9 protein-coding genes are annotated in these 13,296 nt (G+C 49.4%); 4 read left to right on the plus strand and 5 right to left on the minus strand.

Annotated elements, in window-relative coordinates:
• Position 1 precedes the first annotated feature (1 nt).
• The 3 genes from EHT87_RS08105 to EHT87_RS08115 form a co-directional block, all read right to left on the minus strand.
• The gene (locus tag EHT87_RS08105) at positions 2-760 is read right to left on the minus strand and encodes an SDR family NAD(P)-dependent oxidoreductase (RefSeq protein WP_124905603.1); all 759 of its coding nucleotides are present in this window, start codon (positions 758-760) and stop codon (positions 2-4) included.
• A gap of 77 nt (positions 761-837) precedes the next feature.
• Positions 838-2,706, minus strand: a complete 1,869-nt coding sequence (locus tag EHT87_RS08110; protein WP_124905605.1) for a proton-conducting transporter transmembrane domain-containing protein — start codon at positions 2,704-2,706, stop codon at positions 838-840.
• An 8-nt stretch (positions 2,707-2,714) separates the two neighbouring features.
• Positions 2,715-5,210, minus strand: a complete 2,496-nt coding sequence (locus EHT87_RS08115) for a YbcC family protein (RefSeq protein ID WP_124905607.1) — start codon at positions 5,208-5,210, stop codon at positions 2,715-2,717.
• Between the two features lie 789 nt (positions 5,211-5,999).
• Between EHT87_RS08115 and EHT87_RS08120 the strand changes: the two genes are divergently transcribed.
• The 4 genes from EHT87_RS08120 to EHT87_RS08135 all read left to right on the plus strand — a co-directional run bounded on the left by EHT87_RS08120 (position 6,000) and on the right by EHT87_RS08135 (position 10,747).
• Entirely contained in the window at positions 6,000-7,079 is a 1,080-nt protein-coding gene (locus tag EHT87_RS08120) for a sensor histidine kinase (RefSeq protein WP_229320891.1), read from the plus strand.
• A 116-nt stretch (positions 7,080-7,195) separates the two neighbouring features.
• A complete protein-coding gene (locus EHT87_RS08125) occupies positions 7,196-8,266 on the plus strand; it encodes a sensor histidine kinase (protein ID WP_124905609.1) in 1,071 nt (356 codons plus the stop codon).
• 202 nt (positions 8,267-8,468) lie between these two features.
• Entirely contained in the window at positions 8,469-9,011 is a 543-nt protein-coding gene (locus EHT87_RS08130; RefSeq protein ID WP_229320893.1) for a gluconate 2-dehydrogenase subunit 3 family protein, read from the plus strand.
• A 32-nt stretch (positions 9,012-9,043) separates the two neighbouring features.
• Positions 9,044-10,747 carry a GMC oxidoreductase gene (locus tag EHT87_RS08135; protein ID WP_124905611.1) on the plus strand — a complete coding sequence of 568 codons (1,704 nt, stop codon included), beginning with the start codon at positions 9,044-9,046 and terminating at the stop codon, positions 10,745-10,747.
• Between the two features lie 153 nt (positions 10,748-10,900).
• Here the strand turns inward: EHT87_RS08135 and EHT87_RS08140 are convergent, their stop codons facing one another.
• The gene (locus EHT87_RS08140) at positions 10,901-11,593 is read right to left on the minus strand and encodes an NUDIX hydrolase (protein ID WP_124905613.1); all 693 of its coding nucleotides are present in this window, start codon (positions 11,591-11,593) and stop codon (positions 10,901-10,903) included.
• Between the two features lie 34 nt (positions 11,594-11,627).
• Complete coding sequence (locus EHT87_RS08145; RefSeq protein WP_124905615.1) at positions 11,628-13,283, minus strand: sodium/sugar symporter; 1,656 nt, start codon at positions 13,281-13,283, stop codon at positions 11,628-11,630.
• Positions 13,284-13,296: the final 13 nt, after the last annotated feature.

Raw genomic sequence — 13,296 nt, forward strand, 5'->3', positions numbered from 1 at the left:
GTTAAACCGGCGGAGGACTTACCGACGTCCACCCGCCATCCACAACCAGGCTCTGGCCGGTGATGTGGCGTGATTGCGGGGCAAGCAGAAACAAGGCGGCATTGGCAATATCGTCGACCGTAGCCGGGCGTCCCATCGGTGTAATCCGCGACCAGATGGGCACATACGTCGGATCATCCAGCGTTCGCTCGGTTTGGGTTGCACCCGGAGCCACGGCATTGATGGTAATGCCGTAGGGCGACAAATCCAGCACAAGATTTCTGGCCATCATTTCAAGGGCGGCTTTGGTCATGCTGTAGGCGGCCAGCCCCGGATGGGCCTGGTGACCCGTTACGGATGACATCAGCAAAATGCTGCCCCCTTCGTTCTGGTCCCTCATCTGGCGGGCGGCAAGTTGAGTCAGGAAAAAGCTGCCCCGCAGGTTCAGGTCGACTACTTTCTGAAAAGCCGCGGGTTGGTATTCGAAGAAATCACCAAAAATTGTGATGCCTGCGTTGGCCACCACCAGGGTCAGTTTGCCAAACTCGGCAACGGCTTTATCCACCATTTCCTGAATAAACGCCACATCGGAAACATCCCCCGGATACGCCAAACAGCGGCCTCCTTCGTTCTGAATCAGGTCGGCCGCTTGTTGGGCGGCTCGTTGATCCAGGTCATTGAGTAATACGGAAGCACCCTGGCGGGCCAGCTGGCGGGCAATGGCGAAACCGATGCCAATGCCCGCGCCCGTTACGATGGCAGTCTGAGTTTGGAAAGTCATGGGGGTTACAAAAGGTTGCTGCAAAGATGCCCCAAATTTGAAAAAAAAGTCAACTTTCCGATCGAATACTGTCTACATCAGGATGATCTGTACGCAATTTCATGATACGTCTTCACGTGCGGACCCAGGAACACGCGGGCAAAAATCCGGATCACGGCCAGCCCGTCGATGATGAAACTTAAAGCCGTGAAAAAAGCCAGCATAAATTGATCTTCGTGGATATGAGTAAAGATTAGATCTTCGCCCACAAACGTTGGTGTGATCGGAAAACCGGACAACCCCAAACAGGCCAGCAGAAAGATAAAAGTGATTTTTGGATACTCGTACGAGTGTCCATGAAAACGGTCAAGATCAATGCTATTTTCGAGCGACTTAATGCGCCTTAAACACACATAACCAACAAATCCGGAAACGACAATACCGCTTAAATAAATAAAGGTCTGGGTACTTTTAAAATGTTCATTAAACGAAACCGCCAGCGCAATCCAAAAGTGATTCATAATAATTAAAATCCAGCTCATCACCGCTCGCTTTCTTTCTGCAAATGATTTCAGAACCATAACTAAGCCAATGAGTGAAAAAAGGATTGGCAAAGTCGCGAGCACACGAGCCGGAACGGTATCTTCATTATAAAGGCAATAGAGGCCAATTAAATACGTCGGGATGAAGAAAATGACAACGCGTTGTACCGTCAGAAAATCCATTTTCTTCCCGGCCCATTTCAAAGGATTCCACAGAAATCGGTACATTATCGAGTCCAGGTTCCATTCCTTGATGCACAGAATATAGAGCGTATTTTTTAGTTTGGCCGGAAATGAATCCTCAACGGTATGCTCATGGGGTGTAAAATTATAGAACTGTTCCCGAATCAGGTAACTAACGACCGAGGGCGACACCAGCAACTGATAGGTTCTTAAAAAAGCATTACCGGCAAAATGGAAGAGCGCCAGATTTCCAAAACCGGCCGCAACTTCAATAAAAATCAACCCAATCTGGGCGATAGATGCATAGGCAATCTGGCTTTTTACGGACGATTGAACCCGTGCAATACCGGTGGTAATAATGGCCGTAGTCAATCCAAGAACCGCGATCAGAATCCGGATCGATGTTTGATGTTCCCAGAAAAGATAGGTTCTCAGCAGGATAAAAACGCCCAAATGGACGGAAAGAGAGCCATAAAAAATAGCGCTTGACGGTGTAGGACCTTCCATGGCCCTCGGTAGCCACGACGAAAAGGGGAGTTGGGCCGATTTAGCCGATGCCGAAATCAGGATCATCAGCGACAAAAAAGCTCCGATAAAACTGTGCGACTGAATGTGTTCGTGAACAAACTCATAGTTGCTTAATCGCAGGAAGGTAATGTTTTCGTGCCAGAGGTGGTGGCTCAGCCACATGGCGATAATCAGCCCGATATCACCGATGCGATAAATCGAAAATACTTTCACTGCATTTTTTACCGGTAAATACCGATCCCGATAAAACGCAATTAAGAGAAATGACGAAATACCGAGCACTTCCCACCCAATAAACAAGGTTTCCAGATTCCCGGAAAATATGGTGATTATATACCCCAAATAAAAAAAAAGTATGGCATTAAAAAACCGCTTATACCCTTCTTCTCGGTGAAGATAATACCGGCTATAAACCGTTACTAAAAAAGTAAGGAATGAGCCAACAAAAAGATACGATGCCGTGATTTTATCAAAATAAAAATCAATAAAAAATTCGTAGCCGTTCGTTTGAAAAACAACAAAATCTTTCTGATTCAGGATCGAATGCCCGTGCAGAAGCCAGTATACCAGAAAGATGAAAGCACAGACCATGTGCAGCCCAACGACAGAGAAAGCCGTCCACGAAATAAGTGATTCTTTTTTTTCCGGAATCAGTAAACTAATCAGAAATCCAGCCAGTGGCAGGAGAATAAAATAGTGGAGAATGGATGTCATGAAATGTGCTAAGTAAGTGCGTAAACCGGAATGTTTTCCTGATTGGATTCTAATAAGGTCGCTAAGTCATTAACCTGGGTAACCGGGTAGATCAACGGTTCGTAAGGAACAAAATCACCCTCTCTAAACACAAAAAGCCGGTGTGTTACCGGATGTACAACGACTAGATTTACCCATTCATTGACAAACCATTCGTAGGTCGCAAGATTTTTTTGAATCGTATTCAGTACGACATTTGGCTCGTGTTCAACAATAATTAACAGGCGAACCGGATCGTGAACTTCAATCATCTGACTCGGCAATCCCGGTCTTAAATCGCCATCGATTCCGTTGGCTACCCCAAAAAGACCCATCACATTGTGGGGCAATTTGGTGCCGGCACCCAGCTTCTGGTTGTCGACCCGCGAAAAATAGTATTCAAGATTGATCCCACCACATACCGGAGCCGCAGCATTCAGAATGTTCAACAAGTATTTCCCTTCCGGATCCACCTGGTAATCGAATGAATTCATGAAGGACCGACGATCCAGAAACAAGCCTTTTGATAACTCCCGGCGGCCCACAATACACAGGGCATTGGTCGCGTGGTTCAGTTCAGGGCGTGGCTCGAACAGCGAAACCGAGCGAATCCGTATGGCCTCGTGAATTTTAGCCGGGCTCAGGTGCGTGTCGATCGACTCAAATCGTCTGGACCTTTCCTTGGCATTAAAATCCAGCGCACTATCAAAAACCAACTCATTTTTCTGATGGTATTTACGGTTTAATGGGGTCAGCGAATCTTCATCATAAAATTGTATTTCGTCGCGGGTAGTGTCGTGTAACGCACCGACAAACTGCGTTTCTTCCGGGATCATAATGCCCTTTGTCCGAAGAACTTCGCGCACATCCGGATGGTTAGCCATAAAACAGATAACCCGTGAATTAACGGAACCCGCTCTACCCGAACAGGCGCCACAATCGTAGGCGGCATAATGCGGATTGTTCACGCTGCTCGAACCATGTCCGACCACGTAAACAATTGGGGCAAAATCGGTTACCATCCCAATACTTTTCAGCAGATTTTCGACCCGTATCGCCATTTCTTCGATCGTGAATCCAATCTGCAAACCGTTCTCTTTGTGATCGGTATTTTTGTTTTCAATGGTAAGCTTCGAGAACTTATCCATATGTTTAAACGACGAAGCCATTGCCGGCGTAACCGATGGCTTGAAAACATTGAAGAATAGCCGAACAGCCGCCCAAAAACCCAGCGTCTGGGCAATTAACCAGCCACTGTAAAACGAATGGGAATGTTTCGAAAAATGAATATCCTTTTGACGTTTGGTTTTCGAACCAAATTCTTTAATCAAATACTTTGGCGTAACCGGGGCGGGGCATACTTTGGTGTAGAATTTCCCGTCGAGTGGCTGATAAAAAAATTCAACCCCGAAGAATCCGGGCGTGCCAAATGTTTCGCAGGCGGGGTCAAACTGTTCCAGGTAACGGCGGAATGAACACTCCCGATCATCGATACAGAACATCGCCTGAAAACTTTTCTTTTGAGGGGCAACAGTACTCTTTTTTTCGATCTGAATACCGGCCAGCACCCGGTCGTAATAACTCCATTCAAACGCTTCCTGCCAGATGGCCATCACCTGGCTGTGCTCCGTCTTTGGAACCTCGGCAAATAACTCGATTGGTTTTTGGGTCAGGCCCTTACACAAGGGCGACCAGTTCGCGCCAAATTGAAAATCAAGGGCATCTATTTCCAATAGAAGTTCAAAGACAATCAGGTCGTGCGTCGATATATCGCGTTTATCCAGCAAAGTTTGTGGCTGATCTTCGATGGCCGAAACCATGCCGGACCAACCCTGATGCGCAAACTGTTGATCGTAGAGGTATTGTGCATAGAGGGATTCGTCTCCGACAAGAATTTTCAACAAATCGTTTATTTCACAAGTACTGTTTAAAAACAGATTCCGAGCCCGTTTACCCCGAAACAAACTACTAAAGCTGTTGCTCTCCATTTCCTTTAAGGCGTTCAGAAAGCTCTTTTCGCTACCTGGAAATTTCCAGATTGCAATCCCCTGATCGAGATAACTACAGAGAATCCGGAAAAGAATCGGATGGACCATTGAATCCAGGTCGGTATGATACACCTTCTTCCAATTGGAACGCAGCATGCCAATCCGTGGAATAGTTGCGGTGTTATACACCTTCGAAATCATTTTTTCTTTCCAGCTTTTCAGCTCTTTATCCCCTATTTTATCCGTAATAATTTTATCCAGGACATCTTCGTGAATCCGTCCTGATTTGAACAGGGATCGGTATTCTTCCAAGGATAAAGAAACTTTATAGCCGAATAATTCAGACGCTGTACGCAGGGCATCATGAAATTTTAAATTCTGAAATGCGTGGAGCGTATTATGATGGATAAAATCTTTTAACGGTGACTGGGCCGGTAAATAGTGCTTCAAATCATGAAGTACTTTATGTTCATCGAAAGAGGAGTTGTGGGGTTCCATTCAACAGGTTTTACACTATTTTATTAAAAAACTATACATGAATAAAATCAGAAAATCAGTGCACAAAACACCAGTATGGGCTAACAAAACATTCGATCACAAAGGACTCCTGTGTGACATACAAAGACAAAAAGGATAAGATTCCGAAACGGGATGTATAGTCTGAATTATCAGGAAGCCGGGCTCCGGTATTTGCCCATTTTGAAGCTACGGCAGGAATGTTGATGCCGTAATGATCAGAGGTTGTTGTTTCTGGGTTTTCTTTGCGCCGGGTTTCCGTATCATTACCTTGATATGGCTCCGGTGGTTTGGAGGACCTCCGGTTCTTTTGACCTGTCGAGTTAAGCCTGGATAGGGAGGACGATAAACCGGGGGTAGCATTATATAAAAACAAAACCACTACCAGGCTCATCAATGAACGCATGTAGCTCTTCTTTTTCATAATGCTCCGGAAATATACCTGTTCTATCCTTTACTTTTACTCATCTTAATCAGTCTGTATTCGAAAAATTACATTTGATGAAGGGATAGTGTTGGAGAAAAAAATGGGCAGGCCGCAAAGATCAATGAGATCAAAAGTGCTGGATTATAATTAAAATTCAATTAAACTCAGTTTAAAAAGGCATTAAATCATCTATTCCATTCGATAAGGATTTTTTAAAACCCTATCGCTGGCGCTGCTTTTTTACCATCTTCCCTCTTCTTGTAGATACAGGATTAAATCATCATTTAAAAAGCGTAATTTTAAGAGATTTTTGAAAAATTAGCAACCTCCGACGGACTTTGCGAATGAATCAAACGCCTTACCGACGATTGACCTCTTTTTTCTCCCCCTGGGAGCTTTGGTACCACCTTCTGATGATGCCGGTTTTGTTTCCAATCGGCAACTATTATTTCGTCGGCCCCCGGTATTTTAATGACTGGCGGCTTTTTTTGGTGGGAAACACGGTAATTTTCGGGCTGTACTGGTTTTCGGTAATCACCCTGACGCTGGCAGTTCGCTGGGTTATTCGCCACTACCCCGACGCTCAGCGGGCCACGCGCCGAACGCTGGTGATGCTGATCGTCGTGGGCGTACTGACCGTCGGTTTAGCCACGCTGGATGTGTTTGCTTACAGTCTCTTCCCGAGTCTGGAAGTGTCATTTTCCTGGAAAGTGGTGCGACCCATTCTGGTACTCGGCCTCATTTTTGACCTCTGTTTTTGCGTTGCGCTCACTGCTTTTTATACCTACAACCAGTGGCACCGCGACCAGACGGAAAACGAACAGCTCCGGCAGGCTACTCTTCAGCACCAACTCGATTCCCTGAAGATGAAAATCAATCCACATTTTCTGTTCAATAGCCTGAACTCGCTTTCGTCGCTGATCGGCGAAGATCAGCAGCTGGCTGAAACGTTTGTCGACCAGCTTTCGAAAGTCTACCGGTATCTGCTGCAGGCCAACACCCGTGACCTGGTCAGTTTGCAAACGGAACTGGAGTTTGTGGCCAATTACGCCGATTTGTTACACACCCGCTACGGCCCGAGTCTGCGGATCAACCAGACTACCGCTATCACTTTTCTGGAGTATGCACTGCCTCCCCTGACCATCCAGATTTTGATCGACAATGCCATCAAACACAATACCATGAGTCCGGACAATCCACTCTCGATTGATATATCGACCACTCGGAATGGGCGTCTGCTGGTTCGGAATACGCTACAGCGCAAAACGGTTTTGATGAAGGTTTCGCAGGCCAAACTGGCGAATCTGCTGGCGAAATACCGGTTGCTAAGCGGTGATGAAGGGCAGGTGCGGGAGACGGAGACGCATTTTGAAGTGTCATTGCCTTTGCTCAACAGCACCACCGCTCCCGGCAAACCCAGCTAAACGATCCCAATTCAGGTCGCTTATTGTACAATTCAGGCGGTAATTCCCGCATTTAATGTACTAAGTTCGTGTTCCAAGCCTTCTCTATCGGTAAATTAAGCGAATGCGATTGATTTATGAAGTCAGTTATTCTCAGCCTATTGCGTCGTTTACCGCGCCTTCGCAAACAGAGCCAGTGGCACTTTTTGCTGCTCTTTCCGTGGTTCATTCCGCTCATCTCCTACTGGGTGGTTGGCGACCGCTACCTCTCCCATGTCGGAACTTTTCTGTCGGCTACACTCCTGAATCTGGTCATCGCCAGTGTCTGTTTATTTACCCTCGATCAGTTGACCCAGTGGGTTGTCCGTCGGTATCCGAATCTGGGCCAGACCTGGCAACGGGTCTGGCGGCTCCTGCTGGTGTTTCTGCTCGTCACCCCTTTCTTCATTCTGGGCGGCATAGCCGTGTACGACTATTTTCATCTATTTGGCTATCAACACAATCCATCTTCGACCGGGCAGATTCTGCTACTCAATCTGGCGGCCAATCTGGTATCGGTCGGGATCGACGAAAGCGTCTACTCCCTCAACCGCTGGCGCGAGAATACGCTGGAAAAAGAACAGTTGAAGAAAATTAATCTTCAGAGTCAGTACGAAAGTTTGAAGAGCCAGGTCAATCCCCATTTTCTGTTCAACAGCCTCAATTCCCTCTCGTCACTGATTGCCGACGAACCCCACCGGGCGGAGGAGTTTGTCGATGAAATGTCAAAAGTATACCGGTATTTGCTCCAGACCAACGAAGGCGAACTGACCACGCTGGAAGCCGAACTGAGGTTCATCCAGTCGTATTTCCACTTACTCAAAACCCGGTATGGGGCTGGTATTCAGCTGGAAGTGGTGATTGCAGAACCCTTCCGAACGTACCAATTACCGCCGTTGACCTTGCAAATGCTGGTTGAAAATGCCGTAAAACACAACGTCATTCACGCCAATAAACCGCTGCTGATTGAGATCAAAACGAGCCAGGTTGGTCGGTTGATCGTTCGCAACAACCTCCAGCGCAAAACCGGGAAGGTAATTTCCAATCAGGTTGGTTTGTCCAATATTATGGCTAAATACCGCCTGCTGGCTCAAAATGACCCCATCGTTACCGCCGACAACTCCTTTTTTACGGTTGCTCTGCCGCTCATGGCGCCCAATCCGGTATAAACGTGTTCTTATCCTCCAGCCTGCTTTGGGTCGGTTAGATACGAAATTTATCACCCCTTTATTTACCCTGAACTGGCTTATTGACAACCCTTTCCGTAGGGTTGGCTACTGGCTAATGAGTAAACAAGCGGCTTCAGGTGCTTTAACCAGTCAGATTCTTTATCTTGATTTTCGCCTATTGTTTCTAAAACCGATCCAATCAATGGCAATTCATCTGATTCCTCGCCGGGAGGCTTTACAACGGCTGGCCCTACTGGTAGGTGCTACCCTATCGCTGCCCGTGCAGGCGGCTCTCCGGGGTGAAACCACGGCCGAGGTTCCGCTGATTTTCACGGCACCCCAGCAAAAACTCATCGCAGACCTCGCGGAAGTGATCATTCCGGCCACCGATACGCCCGGTGCGAAAGATGCGGGGGTTCCCCGGTTTATCGGGCATGTTATTGGAAACTGCACGGCACCCGCCCAGCAGGAAACGTTTCAGAAAGGATTGCAGCAAACGGATGCTCTCAGTAAAACCGCCTTTGGAAAGCCCTTTTCGGATCTCGACAACCCGCAACGGGCCGAGGTGGTCCGTCAGCTTACCCAACGCGAAAAGGCCTTTTTTCTAACCCTCCGCGAGCTAACCATCGTCGGCTACTTTACGTCGGAAGCCGGGGCCACCCAAACGCTGGCGTACCTTCCCGTTCCCGGTCGGTTTCAGGGCGACATTCCGTTAAAACCGGGTCAAAAGGTGTGGGCCATTTAAACGAATTCTCGCTTCCTGAACAGTAGAAAACTATGAATCTCAACATCGATGCGGTAAAGGCCCTGACCTACGACGCCATTGTAATCGGGTCGGGCGTGAGTGGCGGGTGGGCCGCCAAAGAACTGACGGAGAAAGGGTTGCGGGTGCTGATGCTGGAGCGGGGACGACCGCTGGAACACGTAACGGGTTACACCGAAGCCCTGAAAGCGCCCTGGGAAATGCCGGAAACGACCCGACTGGGTGAACTGGCTCTGAAATACCCGCAGGCATTGCCGGATCCGGCAAAAACCGTCCCGACGTATCTGATGCCCGGTGGCGACACCTCCTACCGCCAGGAGAAACCGTTCCGGTGGCTGCGGCCGAACATCGTGGGCGGAAAATCCATTTTGTGGGGCCGCCAGTCGTACCGGTTCAGCGATATTGATTTCGAAGCCAATGCCAAAGAAGGCATCGGGATTGACTGGCCCATCCGCTACAAAGACCTGGCTCCCTGGTATTCCTACGTGGAGAAATTTGCGGGTATTTCGGGTGAAAAGCTGGGATTGCCCCAACTTCCCGACAGTGAATTTCTGCCTCCGATGGACATGTATCTGGTCGAAAAAGAGGTCAGGAAAAGTATTGAGAAAAACTTTCCGGGCCGCATCATGACCATTGGCCGAACCGCCAACCTGTCGGAAGCACAAAAAGTACAGGTCGACAACGGCCGGTCGCCCTGCCAATACCGCAACCAATGCGTTCGGGGTTGTCCGTACGGCGCGTATTTCAGTACCCAATCCTGCACGCTCCCGCCCGCGGTCAAAACGGGGCGGCTCACCCTCCGCCCCAATTCGGTGGTAACGGAGGTGCTTTACGACGCCCAGAAACAACGGGCGTCGGGCGTTCGGGTGACCGACGCGCTGACCCTCGAAAGTCAGGAATACGTTGCAAAAATTATCTTTGTCTGTGCCAGCGCGATGGCTTCTACGGCGCTGCTCATGAACTCGGTATCCGATCGCTTTCCGAACGGCCTAGGCAATGATTCGGGCCAGTTGGGCCATAATCTGATGGATCACCACTTTCGGATTGGCGCCAATGGGCAGTGGGAAGGCGGGCAGGATCGGTATTATTTCGGTCGGAGGGCCAACGGTATTTACATTCCCCGGTATCGAAACATCGGATCGGATAAGCGCGACTACCTGCGCGGTTTCGGTTACCAGGGGGGCGGTGGTCGGCAGGGCTGGCAGCATCAGGTGGCTGAACTGGCCTTTGGAGCGTCACTGAAAGAGGAACTGACCAAACCGGGGCTGTGGACGATGGGCCTGATCGGGTTTGGCGAACAACTTCCCGAATACAAAAACCGGATGTATCTGGATAAAAACCAGTTGGATAAATGGGGTATGCCCACGGTGGTCTTCGACGCCGAAATCGGCGAAAACGAGCGAAAAATGCGGGTTGACATGATCAACGACGCCCAGGAAATGCTCGAAATGGCGGGGTTAATCAACGTCAAAACCTACGACCAGGGCTCGGTTGTGGGCCAGGCCATACACGAAATGGGAACCGCCCGCATGGGACGCGACCCCAAAACGTCGGTGCTCAACGGCAACAACCAGATTCATGCGGTCAAAAACGTATTTGTTACCGACGGAGCCTGCATGACCTCATCGGCTTGCGTCAACCCGTCGCTGACGTATATGGCCCTGTCTGCCCGCGCAGCCGATTTTGCGGTGCGGGAATTGAAAGCTTTGCGGATTTGAACAAGCAATACCGGTCAGGTTTGACATCCCTGACCGGTATCGTTTGCATTAGGGTCAAGAAGGAAAGATACAATCTGGTTTGCCGTTCCGTCCCCGGACTTTAGTCCGTGTTTTACAGCCGTATAGCAAAGACTAATGTTCGGCGGGACAGCCTCACTTCAGGTCAAAACTGCTGCCTTCCTGCACTAGTTTCTGGTATAAATTCGGGTCAAACTGGTAGTAAAAAGCACCTTTGCGGGACGAAGCCTTGTCTTTTTCGTTCAGCTTCACCAGCCATTCCATCGAATTGAGACGTTTGCTAAAGTTACGGTGATCGAGCGGCTGGTTATTGATGGCTTCGTAGAGACTTCGGAGCTGGGGAATGGTAAATTTTTCGGGTAAAAGCTCAAAACCAATGGGTTGCGTACGCGCCCGACGCCGAAGTCGGGCCAGTGCTTTTTCGACCATCGCATTGTGGTCGAAAATCAAATCCGGCTTTCGGGATACCGGAAACCATTGGGCATTGTGGGAATCCGCCAGTTTTTTGTCGTATTGATCGGTACGAATCAGGGCGTAATAGGCAATCGACAGGGTGCGGGCCACCGGGTCGCGCCGGACGTCCCCGTAGGCATATAATTGCTCCATATACACGCCGGTCAGGCCCGTCAGCGTCTCCAGAATCCGCTCGGCCCCTTCATCCACACTTTCGTCGCTTCGCAAAAAACCGCCCATGAGCGACCATTTGCCTTTTTCGGGTTCAAATCCGCGTTTGATCAGCAACAGCTGGAGTCCCTGCTGATCAAATCCGAAAATAATGCAGTCTAAAGCTACGAAGTGTTTTTCGTGCTGATTATATACGATTTCCATTGAATGTAACTGCGGCCGCCCGACCGTGGGTACGTTAATAAAACACCGCAAATACCACCAGAACCAGTCCGGTAATAACGGCGGCACCAATCAGGAACGGTTTTGAAACCTTGAACCAACTGGCTTCCACGGCGAAGGCTTTCGGCGAATCTTTCCCTTTTGATTCCGCCAGACTGATCACCACCTGCACCGCGACACACGCCCAGAAAACCAGCCCCATCCGGTTCAAAAACGGAATACCCGGCGCATTAAATTTCAGGTAGGCCGACAACGGAATGCTCAGCAAAGCAGCCGCCAGCGCGCCGTTGGAAGTCGCTTTTTTCCAGAAAAAACCAAGCAGAAAAATCGCCAGAATACCGGGTGAAATAAAACCGGTGTATTCCTGAATGTATTCAAACCCCTGCCCCAGATTCTTCAGAAACGGGCTGATCACCAGGGCCACAACGAAGGAAACGACAATGGCCACCCGCCCCCGCCACACGGTTTGCTTTTCGGTCAGGTTTTTATTGAAAAACTTCTGGTGAATGTCGAGCATGTAAATCGTCGCGATGCTATTGGCTTTCCCCGCCAGCGAGGCCACAATGGCGGCCGTCAGCGCGGCAAATGCCAGTCCTTTCAGGCCAACCGGCAGCAGATTGAGCAAAACCGGGTACGAATTATCGGGTTTCACAATACCGCCTTCCGTAATCCCCTGAACAATAGCCGGTTCGGCATTCTCCTGAAAGATCACGTAAGCCGCCAGGCCCGGCAACACCACAATGAATGGCATCAGAATTTTGAGGAACGACGCAAACAGCAGGCCGTTTCGGGCCGTAGTCAGGTCGGCCCCCAGCGCACGTTGGGTGATGTACTGGTTGCACCCGAAATAGTTAAAATTGACAATCCACTGGCCGCCCACGACGAACATCATCAAACCGGGCAGCTGGCTGTAGGCATCCGTAAAACCGCCTTTTCCGTCGTGAACCTGGTATTGTCCCTTGCTAAAAATCATGTGCAGATGGCTGTCGGCTTTTTCGCGAATCAGGCTCAATCCTTCAAAAACACCCGCGCCTGTCCCGACCCGGTCGGAAAGCAGATCGAGGGCTAAATACGTAGTGGCCAATCCGCCCACCACCAGACAGACCACCTGAATAACGTCCGTGTAGCCAATGACTTTCATACCGCCCAGCGTAATAAAAACCGCAAAAACCGTCAGGAAAACGGCGCAGGCCATGAAGTCAAAACCGGTCATTTTTTCCAGACTCAACGCGCCCAGGTAAATGATGGACGTCAGGTTGACGAGGATGTACAGAAACAGCCAGAAAACCGCCATGATCGTCGCCAGCCGCCCGTCGTAGCGGTTTTGCAGAAACTGGGGCATGGTGTAAATCTTGTTTTTAATGTACATCGGCAGGAAATAAACCGCGATGATGATGAGCGAAAAACCGCCCACCAATTCATACACCGAAATGGCCAGCCCCAGCTGAAACGCCTGCCCGCTCATGCCAATAAACTGCTCTGCCGAAATATTGGAGGCAATAATCGACGCTCCGATGGCCCACCACGTCAGCGAGCCTTCGGCCAGGAAAAAGTCTTTCGAGTCGGCGGTTTGCTTGCCTTTGTGCGTGTATACCCAGTACCCGTAAACGGCGACGATGACGAAGTAGATGAGAAAGATGAAATAGTCAACTGATTCGAGTCCGAGCGTCATGGTTTTTGGGAAG

Source organism: Larkinella knui, from assembly GCF_003858645.1.
GTDB classification, from domain to species: Bacteria; Bacteroidota; Bacteroidia; order Cytophagales; family Spirosomataceae; genus Larkinella; species Larkinella knui.

Coding starts and splice junctions, on each gene's coding strand:
- EHT87_RS08125 (WP_124905609.1), top strand. CDS start 7,196: ATGAAGTCAGTTATTCTCAGCCTATTGCGTCGTTTACCGCGCCTTCGC.
- EHT87_RS08115 (WP_124905607.1), bottom strand. CDS start 5,210: ATGGAACCCCACAACTCCTCTTTCGATGAACATAAAGTACTTCATGAT.
- EHT87_RS08105 (WP_124905603.1), bottom strand. CDS start 760: ATGACTTTCCAAACTCAGACTGCCATCGTAACGGGCGCGGGCATTGGC.
- EHT87_RS08120 (WP_229320891.1), top strand. CDS start 6,000: ATGAATCAAACGCCTTACCGACGATTGACCTCTTTTTTCTCCCCCTGG.
- EHT87_RS08140 (WP_124905613.1), bottom strand. CDS start 11,593: ATGGAAATCGTATATAATCAGCACGAAAAACACTTCGTAGCTTTAGAC.
- EHT87_RS08135 (WP_124905611.1), top strand. CDS start 9,044: ATGAATCTCAACATCGATGCGGTAAAGGCCCTGACCTACGACGCCATT.
- EHT87_RS08145 (WP_124905615.1), bottom strand. CDS start 13,283: ATGACGCTCGGACTCGAATCAGTTGACTATTTCATCTTTCTCATCTAC.
- EHT87_RS08130 (WP_229320893.1), top strand. CDS start 8,469: ATGGCAATTCATCTGATTCCTCGCCGGGAGGCTTTACAACGGCTGGCC.
- EHT87_RS08110 (WP_124905605.1), bottom strand. CDS start 2,706: ATGACATCCATTCTCCACTATTTTATTCTCCTGCCACTGGCTGGATTT.